This window comes from Bradyrhizobium sp. AUGA SZCCT0283 (genome assembly GCF_018130385.1).
Lineage (GTDB): Bacteria > Pseudomonadota > Alphaproteobacteria > Rhizobiales > Xanthobacteraceae > Bradyrhizobium.
In genome coordinates this window covers 87,415-107,822 of sequence record NZ_JAFCLU010000009.1, presented here as the reverse complement: position 1 = coordinate 107,822, position 20,408 = coordinate 87,415, and the positions used below count along the sequence as shown (strand labels likewise).

The window sequence follows — 20,408 nt, the reverse complement described above, 5'->3', positions numbered from 1 at the left end:
CCAGTACGCCCCGCACTCTCCTTCCGCTTTGCTTCCCGCTGCGACTCTCGGCCGATCACATCAATTCGTCGGCCATCGCGATCGTCACGGCACAAAGACACCAGACCTAGGCTGTCGAGAGAGGCCGAAAGGTTGCCGAAAGCTTGACAAAGCTGAACTCAACCTGAAACGCGGGTCCGCTTCTCGCCTGCTGCAGCAAGGGCCTGCGCCAGATGTCTCCAATCGGGCCGGATATTCGCGTGAAATCCCGACGTCAGGGCCCAGATCGCCCTGCGCGCGGCGAGGCCGCAGAACGCGTCACTGCTACGAAAGCTCAATGCGCTCAGCCGCTTGAACTGTCGTTCGCCCTGCGAATCCGAATCGAGCGTGGCATCGGGGACACGACCACGGGAGAAAGCGACACCAGTTGCAACCAGCTCCGAACAATGGAGGGCTTGGCGAGGCGATAGCGGCGCGATCCGCGCGGCTCAATTGCGAATCTGCACCTGCCGCCAGCTGGTCGCGACATGGCAGCGTTCGCAGCTCTGCCCAAAGGTGCCATTGTGCGCATCGGAGCCGCGATGGCAGCTGTAGCATTCCATCGGCAGCTTCATGTTCGGGGGCGATTTCGCCTTGTGGCAGGCCTCGCAGGTCAGCTTCTGATGGGCTGCCGCCAGCGCAAACCGGGTCTGCTTCGCATGGTCGAAGCGCCAAAGCATCCAACCGTTCGGGGTGTGGCATGTCGCACAGCGTCCGCCGAGCCGGCCCTGGTGAAAGTCCTTGTGGCAACTCTCGCAAGCCGTCGGCGTGTTCTTGTAGGTAGGCGTGCGGTGACACTCCTCGCACGGGACCGTCTTGTGCAGCCCGGCCAGCGGGAAGCGCGTGAGCTCGTGATCGAAGGTGATGTTCTTCCGCCACCCCAGATCGTTGTGACACTTCTCGCAACGCTCGCCGAGCTTGCCCTGATGCGGATCCTTTCGGTGGCAGGAGACACAACTGGTCGCGAGCTTGTCGTGATAGAGATCACCGGTGTGGCAGCTGTCACACTTGGCCTTGGCATGCGCGTTGCGCAGCGGAAACTTCGTCTTGTTGTGGTCGAACCGGGCCGGCTTCCATTTCACCTGTTCATGGCAGGCGTCGCACTTGTCGCCGTAGCGCCCACCATGCACGTCCTGCAGCTTGTGACATGACCCGCAGGCGGTCGGAAGGTCTTTGTACTGCTGTCCGGCGTGGCAGGTCGTGCATGCCACGGTCTTGTGAGCGCCCATCAGAGGAAACTTCGTCTTGCCGTGATCGAACTCCCTGGTGTCACGCCATTTCACCGTCGTGTGGCAATTTTCGCAACGTTCACCAAGTCTGCCGCGATGCGGATCGATCTTCTTGTGGCATTCGAAGCAGGTCGATGGCGTCTCACGGTATTTGACCGTCGCGGCATGACAGCCAATGCACGGCACGCCGCGATGCGAATCAACCAGGCGGTAATTCGTCACGTCGTGGTTGAATGTTTCCTTGTCGAGCGGGTTGATGTTGAACTCTCGCCCTTTATGATCGGCATGGCACTGTCGGCATTCCTGGGTAGATGCGCCCTGCTCTCGGCCATGCAAACGCTTGCGATCGTTGCGGTCGACGGCAATTTCCTTGTGGCAGTCGAGACAGAGTCCGGTCTGCGCGCCTCGCGAGAACGATACGTGACACTTGCCGCACTGGGGTTCGTACTTGGTATGGCTCTGGGTCAGCGGTCCCGGCATCACAAGCTTTTCGAGCACGGTCTGCGCACCAGCCCAGCCCGAAAGCGCCGCGAGCCATGCGAGGAGCACGCCGACGGTCAGCACAAGACGGATCGCGGCCCCGCGTGGCCTCTCAGTAATTGTGGACAGCCCACACATGGACGGCGCCTGACAGCAACATCAAGAAGAACAACGGCAGATGGAAGACATGCCAGAGCGCGAACAATCGCTCGAAGAAAGTGAGTTCGGCGGCCTTGCGGACGGCCAGCGCATAGCGGCCGACGAGATATTCGACCCGGCGCTGTCGAACGCGCCGCTGCGACCACGTCCAGCCCGCCTGCCTGCCCTGCTCGCGGATGAGGTGGCGGGCCTGCGCGACCACATTTGCCCGCAGCCGGCGGGATCGCAGGGCAATCGTCGCACCGGTCCGCAGGCTTTCGAATGCCGTCCGCGGCACCTTGTTCTCGATGCCCCTGCTGAAGGCCACGAGCTCCTGTGCGACGAACGCGGCAGCCTGCATTTCCCGGCCCAGCGACTGCAGCATTGCCTCGGCCTCGAGCAAGAGGTCCTGCACCTGGGCCTTCCTGCCGTAAAGGCCGAGATGGATCCGGCGATAGATGTAGCGGCCGATCACGCCGCTGACGGCCACGGTCAGCATCGCGAAGAATGCGACGTTGCTGTTGAGTGCGCCGAGCCTGAAGTTCGCATGAAAAAGGATCAGGACCGGCCCCAGCGTCCCCAGCAGCATGTGGGTACGAAACCAAAACGGGATCGTGCCGATCGTCCGTGTCGACTTGAACCGCTTTCGCAGCGAGTAAATCAGCAGTACCAGCATCGCAAGAGCGCCGATGATGCCGAGCCAGTATCCGGTACCGCTTTTCGGCGTCCAGATTTCCTCGTCTCGCTGCAGCCATCCGACCAGGACGGCGACTGCGACGAGAACCGTTACCATCGCCGGGACACGTATCTGAATGGTGGGAGCCGATGCCCTCACCGCGCGCGCTTCACTCATGATGGCGCCAACGGGCGAGCGCAATACGTCGCTGGAATGGCGAACCTGAACGGCAGCTGACAGCCATTCCCGCCGCCAGCGGCTGTATCCCCTGCGAGCATGCTGCACCTGCACCCTGAGCCATATTTCTGCCAGCGGTCGCTGGCTACTCATCGAACGCCTCGTCGGTCGGGACCGCTCGCGAGCATTCCGGATCTCTGCGCGGAGTCTCTTGAGAAGCATTCGCAGCGACCCGATGCAAGCAAGCCACGGGTTGCCTGCGCCGCGAGGCCGTAAGTAAGCGATAGAGACTGGCATGGCTCTCGATCTGATCATTATCTACGCCGCCCCAATGGTCGGCATCTGGGCTGCTTACATGGTTACGCGGAAGCGGCGCGAGGCGCACAGTGCCGCGAAGTTCACCGCGGCGCGAGAGGCCGGTCTGCTCGAACCTGCCTCGCTGCATCCGGTGATCGATCCGGCGAAATGCATCGGCTGCGGCTCCTGCGTAAGGGCCTGCCCGGAAGGCGACATCATCGGACTGATTGGCGGCAAGGCATCTCTGGTTGAACCGTCGCATTGCATCGGCCACGGCGCGTGCGAGGTAGTTTGCCCCGTCAACGCGATCACACTCGTATTCGGCACCGAGACACGCGGTGTCGACATCCCCAACGTCGCCGAAGACTTCCAGACAAACGTGCCCGGAATCTACATCGCCGGCGAATTGGGCGGGATGGGCCTGGTGCGCAACGCCATCGAACAGGGACGGCAGGCGATCGATTCGATCCGCAAGGTGACCAGGACCGGCGACAGGCAGATGCTCGACGTCGTCATCGTCGGGTGTGGACCGGCCGGCCTGTCCGCGAGCCTTGCGGCCATGCAGCACAAGCTTCGCTCCGTCACCGTCGAACAGGACTCGCTCGGCGGTACGGTGGCACATTTCCCGCGCGGCAAGCTGGTCATGACAGCGCCGTTCACGCTGCCTCTGGTCGGCAAGTTCAACATCCGGGAACTGAGCAAGGAAGAGCTGATCGGCTTCTTCATGAATATCGTCCGAAAGACGAGGCTCAAGATCAATCTCGGCGAACGCGTCGAATCTGTTGCACGAGCTCCGAACGGGTTCGAGGTCAGGACCACGCGCAGCACCTACCGGACCCGGTCCGTGCTGCTCACGATCGGGCGGCGCGGTACACCTCGCCGGCTCGACGTTCCCGGCGAGGACCAGACCAAGGTCGTCTACCGGCTGATTGATCCCGAACAATACCGGGGGCAGCACGTGCTCGTCGTCGGTGGCGGCGATGCCGCGCTCGAGGCAGCCTGTTCTGTCGCCGAGCAGCCGGGCACCACGGTGACGCTGTCCCACCGCAGCGGCTCGTTCAACAGGGCAAAGCTCAAGAACCGAGAACGCGTCGACGAGATGCGGCAATCGGGGCGGCTGAACGTGCTGTTCCATTCCACCATCCGGCAGGTCGAACCGGACGCCGTCGAGATCGAGGCCGATGGCAGCGCTCAGCGTCTCCGCAACCAGGCGGTCATCGTGTGTGCTGGCGGCATTCTACCGACAAGCTTCCTTGAGAGCATGGGCATCGAGGTCGAGACCAAATATGGCACCGCATAGCCTAATATCTATGAGCCTGATCGGTGGACTGTGCCTGAGCAGCATGGCGGGATCTTGCTTCGCCCAGAACTCAGCTGCAGCGTCGGACCCTTCCACGCCATTCGTCGATACCGACCGTCGCGGCAGTTCATCCGCGATCCGCGCCGCCGACGCCGCGATCAGGGCCGGTCGCCCGGGCGAGGCCCTGAAATTGCTCGAGCCGCCTGCCCGCGCCGGTGACCGCGAGGCCCAGTACCGCCTTGGTTCGTTGTATCGTTCGGGCCACGTGACCGGGGCCAACGACGCGCTGGCGTTCAAATGGATGAAGCAGAGCGCCGAACAGGGACACGTCCGCGCACAATATAACTTGGCTGCGATGTACCTTGCCGGACGCGGTACGACCTCCGATGTCGAGACGGCGCGGGAATGGTTGCGGCGATCGGCTGCTGCTGGCTACCAACCGGCCGAACAACTCTTGGGCGACATTGCCAATCGTGCTGCCGCGACCGGCCCCAGGCAGCCGGAGATGCGTCCGGCCAGCCGGCCCGTCGCCACTCCGAAGCTCGACCTATCGTCGCTGAGTGCATCGCGCAACGGCCAGCCTGCAATCATTGATGCGACACTGCGCGCCCAGATCGCGCCGCTGCGCCTGCTCATTGCTGCGGGCGTCGACGTCAATGTGGCAAACGCCGATGGCGATAGCCCGCTCATGATCGCTGCGGCAGCAGGTCAGACCGCCGTCGCCGAGCTCCTGCTGGCCGCGGGCGCCAACCCCAATCTCCGCAATCGACAGGGTCAGACAGCGCTGATTCTCGCTGCCGGTCACGCCCAAGCCGAAATCGTGACACAGCTGCTGGCTCGGGGCGCCGACCCGCTGATCACGACGAGCGATGGCACGACGGCGCTGGCCGCAGCCGTGAGCCGTTGCAGCGAACCGACAATCGCTCCCCTTCTCAAGGTCAACCAGTCGGCAATTCAGACACTCGAAGACGGCCGGACCATGCTGATGATGGCGGCGACATCGTGCTCGCCACGTGTGGTCGAGACGTTGCTGTGGGATCATCAGAGCGTCAAGGCGGTGGACAAACAGGGCCGCACGGCCCTGTGGCATGCGGCCGCGCACGGCAATGCGGATGCCATTCCACGTCTTCTGACGCAGGGCGCAGAACCAAATGTCACCGACTCCGGCGGCACGAGCCCGCTTCTGAAAGCGATCGAGAGCGGCCATGAGACTGCAGCATTGGCCCTGCTCGATCATGGCTCCGACCCGCAGGCGACGACAGCCAGCGGCAACACAACTTTGATTCTCGCGGTCCGCGCCGGACTGACGGAGGTCGTGCGCGAGCTTCTGCGTCGCAAGGTCGACCCGAACGTCCGCAATGGCCAAGGGGTAAGTCCGCTGATGATGGCGGCCTATGAAGGACGGACCCAGATCGCCTCGATGCTGGTGGAGGCCGGCGCCGACAAGCGCTTGCGCAACAAGCGGCGCGAGACGGCAGCTGAAATCGCCCTGGTCAGCGGTCATCGCGAGGTTGCCAAACTTTTGGAATAGGCAAGTGACTGCTGCGATCGGTCCGCGTGCATTCGCCGGCCATGCGTTGGATGCATCTGGCATTCTCAATGTTGGGGATGCCGTCTCCCGGAAGACGGGAAATTCAAATGCAAAACAACAGAATCAATCCGAAGCGTAGTTTTGAATTCGCGAAGCGGTCGCAAATTCAATCGTGGCGAATCCGCGGAATGGCGTTTTTCCGTACTATTGATGCCCCATTTCGCCCTTTCAGTCCGGGAACTCACGAACTCTTGAGAACGGCTTGCGGGAATAAATCGCGGCTGTCGTTGCGGGAAGGGACATGACGGCAGAGACGGGATCATTCGCTCTCATCATTGCTCTGCTGATTGCGCTCGTGCAGTCGGCCGTCCCGCTCTTGGCCTTGCGCCGCCGCGAGCCGGCGATTGCGGCGTTCGTTCGCCATGCCGCGATCGGCCAGTTCGTCTTCATTGCGCTGGCATTCGCCTGCCTGACTGCGGCGTTCGTGCAGTCGGACTTCTCCGTCCAGGTCGTTGCCGCCAATTCGCACACGCTGAAGCCGCTGCTGTACAAGGTGTCGGGCGTCTGGGGCAATCACGAGGGATCCATGCTGCTGTGGGTCCTGATCCTGGCCCTGTTCGGCGCGGCCGTTGCCGTGTTCGGCAATAACCTGCCTGACCGCCTCCTGACCACCGTGCTCGGTACTCACGGCATGATCGGGCTCGGCTTCCTGGTATTCATTGTCGCGACGTCGAATCCGTTCGTCCGGCTCGCCGACGCGCCGGCGGAGGGCAATGGCCTCAACCCAATCCTGCAGGATCCGGGCCTCGCGATCCACCCGCCCTTCCTCTATCTCGGCTATGTCGGCTTCTCGATGGCATTCTCGTTCTCGATCGCCGCCCTGATCGAGGGCAAGGTCGATGCGAGTTGGGCACGTTGGGTCAGGCCCTGGGTGCTCGCGGCCTGGTGCTTTCTCACCATCGGCATCACGCTTGGCAGTGCCTGGGCTTACTACACGCTCGGCTGGGGCGGCTGGTGGTTCTGGGACCCGGTCGAGAACGCCTCCTTCATGCCCTGGCTGGCCGGCACCGCCCTGCTCCACTCCGCGCTGGTCGTGGAACGGCGCAACGCGCTTCTGAGCTGGACCATCCTGCTTGGGATCCTGACCTTTTCGCTCAGCCTGATCGGCACTTTCCTGGTTCGCTCCGGCGTACTGACCAGCGTGCACTCTTTCGCGCAGGACCCGGCGCGCGGCACCTTCATCCTGGTGCTGATCCTGATCGCCACCGGCGGCGGCCTCGCTCTCTTCGCGATCCGCGCGCCCGAGATGAAGCATGGGCCGCTGTTCGCGGCGGTCAGCCGCGAGAGCGGCCTTGTCGTCAACAACGTGCTGCTCACAACCGCGGTGGCAACGGTGTTCCTCGGCACCTTCTATCCGCTGGTCGTCGACATGCTCGGCAACGACAAGATCTCGGTTGGGCCGCCCTATTACAACATGACCTTCGTGCCGATCATGGTGCCGCTGCTGCTGGTGATGGTGGTGGGTCCGGCACTGCGCTGGAAGCGGGACGAGTTGCGCGCGGCGCTCGGCCGTCTCAGGCCGGCTGCGATCGCGGCGACCCTGACTGCGGTCGCGCTGCTCGCCTTCACCCTCGGTCAGCATTTCCTGGTCGCCTTCTTCATGGGCCTCGCGGTGTGGCTCGTCCTCGGCTCGCTGCTCGTACTCGCGCAACGGACGCGACTCGGCAGCACGCCCCTTGCAACAACGCTCCGGCTCGCGCGCACGACTCCACTTGCGGTCTACGGCCTGGTCCTCGCCCATGCCGGCATGGGCGTGACGGTCGCCGGGATCACGGGAATGACCGCATGGGCAAGCGAGAAGATCGAAATGCTGCGTCCGGGCCAGAGCCTGCAACTGGCGGGCTATGACGTCCGCTTCCGCTCAGTGGCCGAAGTGCCGGGCCCGAACTACGAGGCTGAACGCGCCATTTTCGATATCTCCCGTAACGGCAAGCCTTCGACGCAACTCAGCAGCGAACGCAGGTTCTATCCGGTCCGTCGGCAACTGACGACGGCGGCGGGAATTCGTACGAACCTGGTCTCGAACGTTTATGTCACGCTCGGTGACCCCGACAATGCGGGCGCCTGGGCCGTTCGCTTTTACTACCACCCGTTCATCCCGCTGGTCTGGATCGGCGCCCTGATGATGGCTCTTGGCGGCTTCGTCTCGCTTGCCGACCGCCGCCTGCGGGTTGGCGCTCCGCAACGCGCGGCGCAGCCGGTCCCGTTCGCCGCTCCTGCGGAATAGGAGAGCGCGATGATCATCTCACACTCTGGTGTCTCTCGATCACGGCCTCGCAAGGCACTGCTGGTCGCAGCGGCGCTGCTCGGGGCCATCTCGCAAGCCCGCGCGGTACAGCCGGACGAGATACTGAAGGATCCGGCACTCGAGGCCCGCGCACGCAATCTTAGCCGGGAACTTCGCTGCGTGGTCTGCCAGAACCAGAGCATCGACGATTCCAACGCGCCGCTGGCCCGTGATCTCCGCGTGCTGCTGCGCGACCGCCTGCAGGCCGGTGACAACGACAGCGCTGCCATGGATTTCATCGTTGCGCGGTACGGCAACTTCGTTCTGCTGAAACCGCCGATGCAGCTCAACACGTTGATGCTCTGGGTCGGACCATTCCTGGTCCTGATCGCAGCAAGCCTGGGCTTCGGCCGGTACATTCGGCGCTCGGCAACCAATGCAGCGGTGGCGACGACAGCCGCACCGCTGGATGACAACGAACTCAAACTGGTCGAGGCGATCCTCGACAAACGGAACTCCGCATGACGCTCTGGCTCATCTGCACTGCCATGATTTCCGCGGCCGCGGTTCTCCTCTCGGCCCCCTTCATCCGACGCTATGAGCGGACGCGGCTGGCCGCGGCCGGACAGATCGCGGTCTATCGCGATCAACTCAGGGAGATCGAGACCGAGGCCGCCCAGGGCCTGATCGATCAGGCGCAGGCCGAGAGCGCAGGGCTCGAGATCAAGCGCCGGATCATCGCGGTCAATCGCGCCGAGGACACGCCCGACACCTGGCTCGCCGGGTCCGAGCGCAAATTCGCGCTGGTCGCCGTCACCTCGATCGTCGTGTTCGGTTCCGTGGCTCTTTATGCCGTCATCGGGAGCCCGGATCTTCCGTCAGCCACTCCGCAGGCCATCAGCCAGCGGCCCGCTTTTGCCACCCGATCGATCGCGACGCAGGGCTTGGTTCAACCGTCCACGACCGCCGCCCCGGAAGCCTCACGCGGCGCCGCGCAATCATCGAGCACACTTCCGCCCGTCGAGGAGATGATCCAGCGGGTCCAGAACCGGCTGCAGAAAAATCCGCAAGACGCCGATGGCTGGCGGCTGCTCGGCTGGTCCTACTTCAACATCGAGCGGTTCGCAGATGCAGCCAAGGCGTATGCACGGGCCGTCGAGCTGAGGCCCGACTTCGCCGAGTATCGCAGCGCGCGGGGAGAGGCCCTGGTGCGTGACGCGGGCGACGTCGTCACCACTGACGCACGCAAAGAATTCGAAGAGACGCTGAAGAGTGATCCGAGGAATGCACGGGCACGATTCTTCATGGGGCTGGCGAAGGAGCAGGACGGCGACAAGGATGGCGCGGCCGCGGACTGGCAAGCGGTCGTCGCCGAGGCCGATCCAAGCGAGCCGTGGCTGCCCGATCTCCGTCAGAGGCTCAAGACCATTCGAGCCGATGCCGGCGAAGTCGCCGCGTCGAAACCGAAGCTGTCTGCCGAAGCCATGCAAGAGCTGCTGCGATCGTCCACGTCCCCGGTTGCTCCGCCGGCCGAGGCAGCTGGCGCGCGCGGCCCGTCTGCGCAGGACGTACGAAACGCCGAGACCATGGCTCCGCAGGATCGCAGCGCAATGATCCGCAACATGGTCGATGGGCTGGCGGCGCGGCTGGAGCAATCGCCGCGCGATGCCGAAGGCTGGATCAAGCTGATCCGCTCCCGGGTCGTGCTCGGCGAAACGGAGCAGGCGAAAGCCTCGCTGCAGCGTGCGCTCGCGGTCTTCGCCGAGGAGTCCGGCGAGCGGACGCGGATCGCGGATGCTGCGAAGCAACTCGGGATCGCGCCATGATCTCGAACGAACCGATGACAGCATGACAGGGGAGTGACGGCCATTCGCATACTCCTGATTGAAGACGAGACGGCCTATGCGCAGCGGATCAGGGCAAACCTGGCGGAGGCGGGCTTCGACGCGGATCTTGCCACCGATGGCACCAAGGGATGGCTGATGGGCAGCACCGAAAGCTATGACGCGGCGATACTGGACATCGGGCTTCCGCACGTCTCGGGACTCGCTGTGCTCCGGCGCTGGCGCAGCGAGGGTCGCAAGCTGCCCGTCCTGATCCTGTCCGGACGGAGCGGCTGGGCCGAACGGGTCAACGGACTGAATGCGGGTGCCGACGATTACCTCGAGAAGCCGTTCCAGGCGCAGGAGCTTGTGGCCCGCCTCCGATCGTTGCTGCGTCGCTCGTCCGGCCAGTCGGAAACGATGCGCCGGCGCCGTGACATCGAGATCGATGCGGCCGCGGGGACGGTGACCAAGAACGGTGTGCCCGTCGAACTCACCGCACTTGAATTGCGCATGCTGGATCTGCTGATGCGCCACTCCGACCGCATCGTCTCCCAGAAGGAACTGCTCGAACACGTCTACTCGTTCAACCATGGCCGTGACTCAAACGTGGTGGAGGTCTACGTCGCCCGGCTTCGCAAGAAGCTGGGGCGCGAAACGATCCGCACGATCCGGGGCATGGGCTACCGGATCGGATGAGCCCATGCTGCGCCGGAATTTCCGCGCCCGAATGATCACCTGCGCAGCGATCTGGATCTCGTTTGCGCTCGTGGCCAGCGGACTGCTGCTGTCCGGCGTATTTCGCAACCTCGTCGCATCGCACTTCGACCATGACCTGCAGGATCACGCCCGCGAGCTCAGCAGCCTGGTTGAAATCAATTCTAACGGGAGGCCGTTTTTGGCGCGCGATTTCAGCGATCCGCGGTATTTCGCCGCTCGCTCCGGCCACTACTGGCAGGTCCATCTGCCCGGCGGCGAAATGATCCGGTCGCCCTCGCTGGACGCCGATCTTGAGCTTCCCGCCGGACCCGACGGCGACAGCCCCGCGGCTGCCAGCGTCAACGGTCCCACCGGGACGATGCGTATGCTCCGGCGCGTCGTCCAGGGCCGTCACCTCAAGGAACCGGTCGAGATCCGGATCGGAGCCGACGAACGACTGATCAGCGACGAGATGAGCCATTTGCACATGGTGCTGGCCACGTCGCTCGGCCTGATGGCATTCGGGATGATCGGGACCGCCTATGCCCAGGTAGCATTCGGACTACGTCCCCTCGCCCGCATCCGCGACGCGGTTTCGGCGGTGCGTTCGGGGACCGTGACTCACCTGCCGGACGACCTGCCCAACGAGGTGATGCCGCTCGTCAAGGAACTCAACGGCATGATCAGCGCCAATCTCGCGATGGTCGAGCGCTCACGCATTCACGCCGGCAATCTGGCCCACGCACTGAAGATGCCGCTGGCGATCCTGACGATGGAAGCCCGACAACTGGAGTGTCAAGGGCACACCGAGACGGCCCGCGTGCTGCACGAGCAATGCGCGCGCATGGTCCTGATAATCGACTACCAGACCGCGCGCGCGCGGGCATCCGCGATGAACAACGCCGGCACCTCGGCCGCTCTTGCGGAGATCGTGCACACCGTGATCAACGCCTACAGCAAGTTGAACGCCGGTCATCAGCGAAGCTTCGAGGTCGAAGGCCCCCTTGATCACACGGTTGCCTGCGATCCCAATGACCTCACCGAGATTATCGGCAATCTCGTCGATAACGCGGCGAAATGGTCTCGCCAGCAGGTCGTTGTCGCAAGCCAGGATCTCGGCGCCAGCGTGTGCATGTCCGTCGAGGACGACGGACCGGGAATCCCGGAGGAGCATCGCGAACGTGTCTTCGAGGTCGGCGCGCGGCTCGACGAACTCAAGCCCGGCACCGGACTTGGCCTTGCGATCGCCCGTGATCTGGTCGCGCTCTATGACGGACGCCTGTGGATCGAGCAGTCGCGCTTCGGTGGCGCCGCCGTGAAGCTGACGATCAGCAAGCGGATACCAGCACCGGCCTGAACCGAAGCCCTTTCCCACCCAACGATGATGGACTGCCCCGATGAAAAACCTGATCAGCCTGACCTGTCTTCTGTCCGCCGTCGCGCTCTCGCATCCGGCGCGTGCCGAAGTGGGCGCCAAGGACCTGACGCTCGCGGGCCTCAGCGATTGCGTCAGGGAGGCGATGGGAGCCGGCTCGGTCGAGGATGCCGGTGGCGCCGTGGTATTGTCGTGCAACGCGGAGAAAGCGAAGGTCCTGTTCAATTTTCTCGGCAAGAAGGTCCCCGCCGAGGTCGTCCAGGACACGAACGGCAAGTTCGAGAACCGCCCGTTCGGTAACAACGCCTGTTATCACCGGATCGAAGATGCGAGTGGCAAGTCCGCCAATGATTTCCGCTGCGACCTAATCCTTGTCACCGGCGACGCACTCAAGGATTGAGTACGTCCGCTCCTCCCCTGACGCGCTCGCCTGCACGATGGCTCCTGCATCATAACGCAAATTTCGACCGCAAGTTTGCCGAGCGCTATTGGCCATTGTTCGAGCCAAAGTCGTGGGCTTGTTCGGCAACCGAGGTGGAATGGCGAAAACACGGAATCCGGTTCGTCGTGAACCGCATGCATGATGGCCAGCCGATCGCCGGCAAGATCCGATCAGCCTGGGAAGGCATTTTAGAGGATGCCGGGCTGGGCGACGACGTGGTCCGACACTCACTGCGCACACAGCAGCAACCTGGCTGATGCAATCGGGCGTTGACATGTGGGAAGCCGCCGGCTGGCTCGGAATGACGGTTGAGCAACTGGAGGCCAACTACGGACATCACCACCCTGACTTCCAGGAAGAGGCTGCGGAGGCGTTTAGGGGAAGGCGCTGAGCTGACCCTACTCGCCGCGTGCCGCCAATTCAGCTTGTAGGCCGGGAGAGGATTTCGTGTCCTGCGCGACGTCGCACCAAAGCCATTTCCCTCGCGCTTCCCGGCTTCGAGCGACACAAGGTCGTCGCGAATCTTGCTCGATTTGTTTCTAAAGGCTATTCGCGTACGCCTTAAGATCGATGGGCATGGCTGCCGTGCCTCAAATCGTTGCGCATTTCATTGCGCACGAAAAACATCGAAACTATAAGTACTTGAAAGAATGGTCGGAGTGGCAGGATTCGAACCTGCGACCCCTGCGTCCCGAACCCGGTTATCGCGCCGCATAGTGCTGAAAAGTCAAGAGTCTTGGCTTCATTCGACCCCGGCTATGTGCGTTCGTTCCTGATGTAATCGGGGTTATTCCGGGGTTGGCACTTCATGCAGAAATAGGCTTTCGAGCGAAGCTTTTCAGTTGTTCCGGGGACCTGCAACCATCTCAATTACGTTTTCAGGCACTGAATTATTTAGTCTGGGTTGACCTGCGCGGTCGCCTGCGCGATCGCCAGTCAGGCCCGACACCGTGTCGGGCCTGCTGCCGGGGCGGATTAGGCCGTGACCTGACGTCACCATCGCAAGGAGCAAAGTCCTGCAAAATAGCCAGCAGATACGACCGCGAGAAGGGCCAGCGGATACCAGGTGATAACGAACAGCGGGCTGTCGTCAAAGCAGTTCGTGGCGTAGAATACGGCAGCCAAGGTGCCCGCACCAAGCCCCGCCATTGCACCGCTCAATCCCGGATGCGCCGGTGCGCCGCTCTTCAGCGCGGTGATGAAGATTACCAGCGGACCACTGGCGAGCTGCGGAATGAGCGTCATGCAGTTCACGGCGTTAGAACCGATCAGCCGGACCATCCAATCCGATCGCGGGATTGACAGCAATTCTGCGGCAACGCCCGCGGACAGCAGAAGCAGCGGAAGCGGCAATAATCTCGCCCACCAGCCCAGCGCGAAGACCGGTCCCGCGCTGCGGAACAGTGCGCCTAGGGCCACGAGCGCGAGCGGCACGATCACGGCGAATTTGAACTGAAATCGCACCGTGCGTAGCGCGGCATCGATATCCTCGCGAAATCCAATTCGCGTGAAGAAAAGAATTGCAACGAAGGCCGTCGCGGGCAGCAATGCAATCAAGAGAACCGCCCGGGGCTTTCGCCCGACATATCCGTCGGCAACCAAAGCCCGAATGAGATCGTCCGTCGTCATCGCCGATATCCCACAGAGCAGGCACGCTGCAAATCGCGCCACTAACGAAACTAACCCATGACATCCCCATCTATTACTTCGTCGCAGTCGTCGCCGATGTTACGCGGGCCCGAAGGATCGCCTCACGTTGATTAAGGCTTGCGGGCGAGCGATTGCAGCGTCTGCTGCTCCTGCTCGCGATCCCGGCGCCGTTCGAGCCAGCGCTCCAGCGACAACTCGCCAGGCCCGCCAAGCACCAACGCCACCAGACCCGCAAGATAAAGCAGCAGGATTTCATAGCCGACCGACCCGAATTTGATTCCGGTTTCGGTGACTTCCGCGAATTTGACCGAAAAGAACCCGTAAGGAAGGTGCACGGTGATCAGCGCGGTGAGGAGAACGACCACCATAGGGATGCTGACCCAGGGAATCAGCATGCCCGCCATGACCGCCGCACCGCCAATGAGCTCGGTCAAGGTTGCCGCCCACGCGGCAAACAGCGGATCGGGTACCCCGAGCGTGTGCAGCACCACCGCGAAGGTCTCAGGTCCGCGCGACAGCTTGGCATAGCCGTGCGCCACGAAGCCGTAGCCGACCGCAAGCCGGATCGGCAATGGCGCCCAAGCGGCGAACGCGTCGGAAGCCTTGCGGGAAGACGATGTCATCGCGAGCATCAGCTGTTTTCCAATCCTGTGTTGACTGATATCGCGCACTTAGACGCGTCAGCTTAAACCAACCTTAAATGCATTAGAGCACGACGACCTTGGCGCCGAGCGGCACCCGGCCATACAGATCGATGACGTCCTGGTTCATCATGCGGATGCAGCCGGAGGAGACCGCCTTGCCGATGCTGTCGGGCTCGGTGGTGCCGTGGATGCGGTAGCGGGTGTCCTTGCTGTCCTTGAACAGATAGAGCGCCCGCGCGCCGAGCGGGTTGCCGACGCCGCCGTCCATGCCCCTTGCCCACTTCGCGTATCGCTTCGGCTCGCGGGCGATCATGGCCGGCGTCGGTGTCCAGTGCGGCCACTCGCGCTTTTCCTGCACCGTGCCCGTACCCGCAAAGGCCAGGCCTTCTCGGCCAACCCCGACGCCGTAACGGATGGCCTTACTTCCCTTCTGAACCAGATAGAGAAAGCGTCGGTGCGGATCGACCACGACCGTTCCCGGCGGATACGGCGCGCGATAGTCGACCATCTGCTTGAGGAATTGCCTGTCGATATGCGAGGTATCGACGGCGTCGACAGGAAATCTTTCGGAGCCTCGCGAGGCATAATGCATCATGGCCGGAGATTGCGGGCCTGAGAATTCGACGGTGCGGAGCCCCTCGTCCGTCACCGAACAGCCGGCAAGGCCGAGTAAGAGTGTCGACGCGGCGAACAAACGCCGCGCCCCTTGAGAAGGCGAACTGATCATGATTGCTGTTTTCCGGGAATTGACGCTGTCGTCTATTTTTTGGCCCGCGCGCGAGCATCGGCCACGACCCGCACGAACCCTTCATAGCTCAGCGCCTGGTTCACCTTGTAAGCGCCGACCAGAAATCCGGGCGTGCCCTGTAGGCCGATCGCTTCAGCAATGTTCAGATTGCGCTTGATCAGACGCAGGATGTCGTCGGCATGCGCTGCAATATCGGCATCCAGCCGGGTCTGATCGACGCCGGTCTTGCGAACGGCATCGAGCATCTGTTCCTGCGAGATGCCGTAGCCCGGAATGTCCATCAACGCGTGGTGGACCGGCAAATACTGGTCCTGGTATTTGGCTGCCAGCGCCAGCCGGGCGCCAACGATCGAGGTCTCGTGCAGAATCGGCCAGTCCTTGTAGACGAGGCGGATATTGCCGTCAGCCTTGACCAGCTTTTCCAGACTCGTGGCGGCCTTCTTGCAGTAGGGACAGTTGTAGTCGAAGAAATCCACGATGGTGAGATCGCCATTGGGGTTTCCAGCCGTCGGCGCATCGGGATCGTTCAGGATCATGTCACGCGTGATTTCGTTGTCGTCGGCGCGCGTCTGCGCCGGGACCACAAACAGCGACAGGGCCGCCAGCCGCAAAAAGCCGGCCCGGGATATCGAAGAGGTCATCTGTCATCTCTCCATGAACTGGATTTAGGCGCGCCAGGCCTTGGCGACCTTGTTGAGGAAATTGTCAACGCCGATGTCGCCGACCACGCGGGCATCCTTGATTTCGCTGCCGTCGGGATTGAGGAACACCACCGTGGGCGGCCCGACCACCGCGAAACGTTGCATCAAGTTTTTGCTCGACAGGTCGTAATGGGTGAGGTCGGCACGAATCAGGAGCATGCCGCGAAGCTGCTGCCGCACCTCATCCTTGGCGAAGATGTTCCGCTCCATCAGCCGGCACTCGGTGCACCAATCGGCAGAGAAGTCGACCATGATGCCGCGGCCCTGCCGGCGACCGAGGTCAATCGCCTTGTCGAGGTCGGCCTCGTTGGAAACCACCTGGAAACCTTCGGTGCTGCCGGCATCCGCTGAAGAGGCGACCGCGCCGATGGAGATCAGTGGCTGCAAGGGTCCGTAGTCGGAGAGCGCCGCACCGATGAGCAGGACGCATCCATAAAACAGCGCCAGCACGGCGGCACCTGCCCTGGCGAGACTGGCTGATCGCCACCGCGGCTCCTCGAACAGCGCGAGGACGTCGAAGTAAAGCCCGATTGCGATGAACAGGGCGCCCCACGCGGTGGCCGTGAGCGCGACGGGCAGGACCCGCGAAGCCATCCAGATCGCGAGCCCGACAAAAACGAAACCGAAAATATGCTTTACGCGCGCGAGCCACGCGCCGGAACGCGGCAGCACCCGGGCGCCGAGCACGCCGAAGGCGATCAACGGCAGCCCCATGCCGAGGCCAAGCGCGAACAACGCCAGCGAGCCGCGAGCGACCGCCCCGGTCTGTGCAACCACCAGCGCTGCCGCCAGCGGCGGCGTTACACAAGGACCGACGATCAGCGCCGAGCCAAAACCGAGCAACGCGGCGCCGCCGATCGAACCTCTATTACCCGCACTGGTCGCGAGCCTCGCGGTCCAGGATTGCGGCAACTGCAATTCATACAGCCCAAACATCGACAGCGCGAGCGCCAAGAACAGCGCGCTCATGCCAAGGACGGCGAGTGGCGTCTGCAATACGGTCTGCAGGTTTTCACCCGACCAGGCCACGAAGATCCCGAGCGTGCCGTAGGCCGCAGCCATCGCCACCACGTAGGACGCAGACAGAGCGAAGCTGCGTGTCAAGGAAAGGCGGCTGCCCGACCGCGCCAGCATGCCCGAAAGAATTGGGATCATCGGAAATACGCAGGGCGTGAACGACAACAGCAGGCCGAAACCCAGAAAGGCCAGAACTATAGTCAATAGGCTGCCCCCGAGCATGCCCGACTCTGCGCCTGCTCCATCGGCCGGGGACGGACCCCATGTCGAAATGTCCGCTGCGCTGCTGCCGTTTCCGGGCCGGTTCACGGCTTCGTTATCTTCGGGCGCCACTGCGATCAGCAATGTCGCCATATCAACCGTCTTTGCGATCGGCGGATAACAGATCGTGTTTTCGCCGCAGCCCTGATAGGTGACGATGATGCGGCCTTTCTCCGGCAACAGTTCCGCCGGAACCGTCGCCGTGGTACCCGCGTGATAGACCTCGGTCATGCCGAAATTCGGATCATCCTTGGGCTGGCCTTTCTCCGTGGCGATCCTGACTCGCTGGCCATCAAGCGTGACCACGATCTTGTCGCGGTACAGGTAATAGCCCGGAGCGATCGTCCAGGTCAGCTCGATCCCCTTCTCCTCGTCGAGTTGGGCGCGGAGCTGGAAGGCCTGATCGGCCGGCATCGGCGTCGCGGCCAAAACTGGACCGGCAGCCGCCATCAGCCTCAGCAACAAAGTAACAAAACCGAGAATGCGAACGTAGGGCATGGGGTACCTTCTGTGAGCGATCCGGCGGCCCATGTGACCGCGCGACCTTAAGCCAGCCTTAAGGCTAGAGGCCGACGCGGAAGTCACGACGAGGAGCGGCTTCCATGCGAATTTTGGTTGTTGAGGATGACCCGGTGCTGTCCGACGGCCTGAAGATCGGTCTCGGGCTGTACGGCGCGACGCTCGATATCGTCTCCAGTTGCGCCGACGGTCACGCCGCGCTCGCGGCCGACGCGTTCGATGCGCTGGTGCTCGATTTGATGTTGCCGGACGGATCGGGCCTCGATCTGTTAGCCGCGCTGCGTTCCCGCGGTGACCGAACGCCGGTGCTATTGCTGACCGCGCTTGATGAGGTTCCCGACCGCGTCAGGGGGCTGGATGCCGGTGCGGATGATTATCTCGGCAAGCCGTTCGATCTTGAGGAACTCGCCGCCCGCGTACGCGCCATCAGCCGGAGGAATAGCGGCCGTGCGGCACCGCAGGCCACTTACAATGGCGTGACGCTCAATCCCGCGCGGCTGACAGCGGCCGTCAACGGAGAGTGCATTGGCCTGTCGCGGCGCGAATTCGCGGTCCTTGCGGCGCTGATGGACAGGCCAGGCACGGTGCTGTCAAAGAGCGATCTGGAGGCAAAACTCTACGGCTGGCAAGAGGAGGTCGAAAGCAACACCGTCGAAGTGCACGTGCATAAGCTGCGTAGCAAAATCGGGCGAGCCAAAATCGAAACCCTGCGCGGGATCGGCTACCGCATGAGGCCCATCGCATCATGAATTCACTGAAGGGCAGACTGTTCCTGATCCTCGTTACCGCCACCAGCCTGATCTGGCTCGTCGCCACCTGCTGGATCTATATTGGCGCCACGCGCGAAATCGAAAGTGTGCTCGACGCGCGACTTCAGGAAGCTGCGCGCATGGTGCTGTCGCTCGCCTCGGGCAACGGCGTTGGCCCGGCGCAGACGGAAGGCGATTCAGAACAGGCGCCCGAAATAATGAGTTATGAACGCCAATTGTCCTGCCAGATATGGTCGCTCGACGGCCGCTTGGTGGCCCGCTCGAGCGGTGCGCCGGACGAAAGCCTGGGCGAAAAGCGTGCCGGCTTTTCACAGCGGATGATCAAGGGAGAAACATGGCGCGTCTATACCGCGGAAGATACCGCCAAGGGCATCCGGGTGTCGGTGGGCGATCGTCTGGGACTGCGGGCTCACCTAGTGGAAGAGATCATTAAGGGTCTGCTTGCGCCCCTGCTCCTCACTATTCCGCTGCTTGGCCTGCTCATCTGGGCAAGCCTCAGCCGCGGCCTTCGCCCCTTGCAGGCGCTGGCGCGCGAACTTGCACACCGCAATGCCGACGACATGCGCCCGGTCGCGACCGGAAAGATTCCAGGTGAAATCCAACCCGTCGTGGATGCGCTCGACCATCTCTTCCGGAAGCTCCGCGACGCCATGCGGCATGAACGGGAGCTAACGGCGTTTGCGGCGCACGAGCTTCGCACGCCGCTGGCCGGCCTGCGCACGCAAGCGCAGATCGCGATGGTGGCGAGCGACGGCGGCATTCGCGAGGCAGCACTGCGCCAGATCGTAGTAGCCGTCGATCGGACCACGCGGATGGTCCGTCAATTGCTGGCGATGGCAAAGGTCGACTCCACCCACGACGCCAAGCGATCCAACGTCAACATCGGAGACCTGATTGAGGAAGTCATCGATGCTCTACCGGCATCGGACAGCAAGGCACAAGTCGGATTTGATCCCGCGCTGAAAAGCACCGTGGTCACGGCGAACAGGGAGCTGCTTCTGGTTGCCATTCGCAATTTGCATGAGAACGCAGTCTGCCACATGCTTGAGCCAGGCATCATTCGATGGTCGATGAAGAAAGGTTCCGACACCTTGGCTGTCTATATCGATGACGACGGTCCCGGTATCCCGGACGATGAGATCTCGCTGGTAACGAACCGCTTCTTCCGCGGCCGCAACAAGAGCCCGCTCGGAAGTGGGTTAGGGCTGTCGATCGTCGATCTCGCGCTTCGCGCCAGCGGCGCACGATTGGTCCTGCAAAACCGGAGCGATGCGCGGGGCCTGCGTGCGCAAATCGTTTGGGGGATCGTACAAGACGGTGAAATGCAGCCTTCGTTGACGGATGCGCATCGATCCGACTTCAAACGGTTCGGCCCGTATCTCTCTCCAGCGTAACCCCATGGGCATTGGCCACTACGGCGAAGATCGCAACCTGCTGCTGCCTCTTTTTGCACTGGCCGACGATTCCCAGGCCCAGATCGCCGCTTACATCACGCGCGGCGAGGTGCTGGTCGCCCACGACGGTGACCTACTCGTCGGCCATTTGCAGATTCTCGAGATCGAGGATGCCAGTGTACCGCTCCAGGGGTCAGTCATCTGCTCACGAGCCATAAAGTCGTCGAGTTCG

At 62.9% G+C, this 20,408-nt stretch carries 18 protein-coding genes and 1 pseudogene; 12 read left to right on the top strand and 7 right to left on the bottom strand.

The window, feature by feature from the left end; all coding sequences use genetic code 11:
- Nucleotides 1-467: 467 nt before the first annotated feature.
- On the bottom strand, nt 468-1,811 hold the full coding sequence (locus JQ624_RS14900; protein ID WP_312014420.1) for a cytochrome c3 family protein: 1,344 nt from the start codon (nt 1,809-1,811) through the stop codon (nt 468-470).
- Nucleotides 1,812-1,839: 28 nt separating this feature from the next.
- Nucleotides 1,840-2,871: a pyridine nucleotide-disulfide oxidoreductase gene (locus tag JQ624_RS14895; RefSeq protein ID WP_249129808.1), complete on the bottom strand. Its 1,032-nt coding sequence runs from the start codon at nt 2,869-2,871 to the stop codon at nt 1,840-1,842.
- A gap of 142 nt (nt 2,872-3,013) precedes the next feature.
- On the opposite strand from JQ624_RS14895, the gene JQ624_RS14890 reads away from it, so the two are divergent.
- The 10 genes and pseudogenes from JQ624_RS14890 (at nt 3,014) to JQ624_RS39310 (ending at nt 12,863) form a co-directional block, all read left to right on the top strand.
- Nucleotides 3,014-4,315 carry an NAD(P)-binding domain-containing protein gene (locus JQ624_RS14890; protein WP_212419649.1) on the top strand — a complete coding sequence of 434 codons (1,302 nt, stop codon included), beginning with the start codon at nt 3,014-3,016 and terminating at the stop codon, nt 4,313-4,315.
- Between the two features lie 10 nt (nt 4,316-4,325).
- Nucleotides 4,326-5,846 (top strand): ankyrin repeat domain-containing protein, encoded by a 1,521-nt coding sequence (locus tag JQ624_RS14885; protein ID WP_249129807.1) that lies wholly within the window; start codon nt 4,326-4,328, stop codon nt 5,844-5,846.
- A 301-nt stretch (nt 5,847-6,147) separates the two neighbouring features.
- On the top strand, nt 6,148-8,133 hold the full coding sequence (locus tag JQ624_RS14880) for a heme lyase CcmF/NrfE family subunit (RefSeq protein ID WP_212419647.1): 1,986 nt from the start codon (nt 6,148-6,150) through the stop codon (nt 8,131-8,133).
- Between the two features lie 9 nt (nt 8,134-8,142).
- Nucleotides 8,143-8,658 (top strand): cytochrome c-type biogenesis protein, encoded by a 516-nt coding sequence (locus JQ624_RS14875; RefSeq protein WP_212419646.1) that lies wholly within the window; start codon nt 8,143-8,145, stop codon nt 8,656-8,658.
- Entirely contained in the window at nt 8,655-9,959 is a 1,305-nt protein-coding gene (ccmI, locus tag JQ624_RS14870; protein WP_212419645.1) for a c-type cytochrome biogenesis protein CcmI, read from the top strand. The genes JQ624_RS14875 and ccmI overlap by 4 nt, the downstream gene beginning before the upstream one ends.
- A gap of 42 nt (nt 9,960-10,001) precedes the next feature.
- Nucleotides 10,002-10,655, top strand: coding sequence for a response regulator transcription factor (locus JQ624_RS14865; protein WP_212419762.1), 654 nt, complete (start codon nt 10,002-10,004; stop codon nt 10,653-10,655).
- A 4-nt stretch (nt 10,656-10,659) separates the two neighbouring features.
- Nucleotides 10,660-12,012, top strand: a complete 1,353-nt coding sequence (locus JQ624_RS14860) for a HAMP domain-containing sensor histidine kinase (protein WP_212419644.1) — start codon at nt 10,660-10,662, stop codon at nt 12,010-12,012.
- Between the two features lie 40 nt (nt 12,013-12,052).
- Entirely contained in the window at nt 12,053-12,430 is a 378-nt protein-coding gene (locus JQ624_RS14855) for a hypothetical protein (RefSeq protein ID WP_212419643.1), read from the top strand.
- Between the two features lie 50 nt (nt 12,431-12,480).
- Nucleotides 12,481-12,585: pseudogene (locus JQ624_RS39705) on the top strand (3'-5' exonuclease); the annotation flags it as partial.
- Between the two features lie 143 nt (nt 12,586-12,728).
- Nucleotides 12,729-12,863 (top strand): hypothetical protein, encoded by a 135-nt coding sequence (locus JQ624_RS39310; protein WP_283816922.1) that lies wholly within the window; start codon nt 12,729-12,731, stop codon nt 12,861-12,863.
- 602 nt (nt 12,864-13,465) lie between these two features.
- On the opposite strand, the gene JQ624_RS14850 is transcribed toward JQ624_RS39310, so the two are convergent.
- The 5 genes from JQ624_RS14850 to dsbD all read right to left on the bottom strand — a co-directional run bounded on the left by JQ624_RS14850 (nt 13,466) and on the right by dsbD (nt 17,991).
- The gene (locus JQ624_RS14850) at nt 13,466-14,101 is read right to left on the bottom strand and encodes an NrsF family protein (RefSeq protein ID WP_283816921.1); all 636 of its coding nucleotides are present in this window, start codon (nt 14,099-14,101) and stop codon (nt 13,466-13,468) included.
- A gap of 131 nt (nt 14,102-14,232) precedes the next feature.
- Nucleotides 14,233-14,754: a DoxX family protein gene (locus JQ624_RS14845; RefSeq protein ID WP_212419641.1), complete on the bottom strand. Its 522-nt coding sequence runs from the start codon at nt 14,752-14,754 to the stop codon at nt 14,233-14,235.
- A gap of 73 nt (nt 14,755-14,827) precedes the next feature.
- Nucleotides 14,828-15,493, bottom strand: a complete 666-nt coding sequence (locus JQ624_RS14840) for a L,D-transpeptidase (RefSeq protein WP_212419640.1) — start codon at nt 15,491-15,493, stop codon at nt 14,828-14,830.
- A gap of 32 nt (nt 15,494-15,525) precedes the next feature.
- On the bottom strand, nt 15,526-16,155 hold the full coding sequence (locus JQ624_RS14835) for a DsbA family protein (protein ID WP_212419639.1): 630 nt from the start codon (nt 16,153-16,155) through the stop codon (nt 15,526-15,528).
- Nucleotides 16,156-16,179: 24 nt separating this feature from the next.
- The gene (dsbD, locus tag JQ624_RS14830; RefSeq protein ID WP_212419638.1) at nt 16,180-17,991 is read right to left on the bottom strand and encodes a protein-disulfide reductase DsbD; all 1,812 of its coding nucleotides are present in this window, start codon (nt 17,989-17,991) and stop codon (nt 16,180-16,182) included.
- Between the two features lie 104 nt (nt 17,992-18,095).
- On the opposite strand from dsbD, the gene JQ624_RS14825 reads away from it, so the two are divergent.
- Both JQ624_RS14825 and JQ624_RS14820 read left to right on the top strand, forming a co-directional pair.
- Nucleotides 18,096-18,761, top strand: a complete 666-nt coding sequence (locus JQ624_RS14825) for a response regulator transcription factor (RefSeq protein WP_212419637.1) — start codon at nt 18,096-18,098, stop codon at nt 18,759-18,761.
- Nucleotides 18,758-20,176, top strand: a complete 1,419-nt coding sequence (locus tag JQ624_RS14820; protein WP_212419636.1) for an ATP-binding protein — start codon at nt 18,758-18,760, stop codon at nt 20,174-20,176. The genes JQ624_RS14825 and JQ624_RS14820 overlap by 4 nt, the downstream gene beginning before the upstream one ends.
- Nucleotides 20,177-20,408: the final 232 nt, after the last annotated feature.

Coding starts and splice junctions, on each gene's coding strand:
- ccmI (WP_212419645.1), top strand. CDS start 8,655: ATGACGCTCTGGCTCATCTGCACTGCCATGATTTCCGCGGCCGCGGTT.
- JQ624_RS14885 (WP_249129807.1), top strand. CDS start 4,326: ATGAGCCTGATCGGTGGACTGTGCCTGAGCAGCATGGCGGGATCTTGC.
- JQ624_RS14890 (WP_212419649.1), top strand. CDS start 3,014: ATGGCTCTCGATCTGATCATTATCTACGCCGCCCCAATGGTCGGCATC.
- JQ624_RS14820 (WP_212419636.1), top strand. CDS start 18,758: ATGAATTCACTGAAGGGCAGACTGTTCCTGATCCTCGTTACCGCCACC.
- dsbD (WP_212419638.1), bottom strand. CDS start 17,991: ATGCCCTACGTTCGCATTCTCGGTTTTGTTACTTTGTTGCTGAGGCTG.
- JQ624_RS14895 (WP_249129808.1), bottom strand. CDS start 2,871: ATGAGTAGCCAGCGACCGCTGGCAGAAATATGGCTCAGGGTGCAGGTG.
- JQ624_RS14825 (WP_212419637.1), top strand. CDS start 18,096: ATGCGAATTTTGGTTGTTGAGGATGACCCGGTGCTGTCCGACGGCCTG.
- JQ624_RS14875 (WP_212419646.1), top strand. CDS start 8,143: ATGATCATCTCACACTCTGGTGTCTCTCGATCACGGCCTCGCAAGGCA.
- JQ624_RS14880 (WP_212419647.1), top strand. CDS start 6,148: ATGACGGCAGAGACGGGATCATTCGCTCTCATCATTGCTCTGCTGATT.
- JQ624_RS14840 (WP_212419640.1), bottom strand. CDS start 15,493: ATGATCAGTTCGCCTTCTCAAGGGGCGCGGCGTTTGTTCGCCGCGTCG.
- JQ624_RS39310 (WP_283816922.1), top strand. CDS start 12,729: ATGCAATCGGGCGTTGACATGTGGGAAGCCGCCGGCTGGCTCGGAATG.
- JQ624_RS14845 (WP_212419641.1), bottom strand. CDS start 14,754: ATGCTCGCGATGACATCGTCTTCCCGCAAGGCTTCCGACGCGTTCGCC.
- JQ624_RS14860 (WP_212419644.1), top strand. CDS start 10,660: ATGCTGCGCCGGAATTTCCGCGCCCGAATGATCACCTGCGCAGCGATC.
- JQ624_RS14855 (WP_212419643.1), top strand. CDS start 12,053: ATGAAAAACCTGATCAGCCTGACCTGTCTTCTGTCCGCCGTCGCGCTC.
- JQ624_RS14835 (WP_212419639.1), bottom strand. CDS start 16,155: ATGACCTCTTCGATATCCCGGGCCGGCTTTTTGCGGCTGGCGGCCCTG.
- JQ624_RS14850 (WP_283816921.1), bottom strand. CDS start 14,101: ATGACGACGGACGATCTCATTCGGGCTTTGGTTGCCGACGGATATGTC.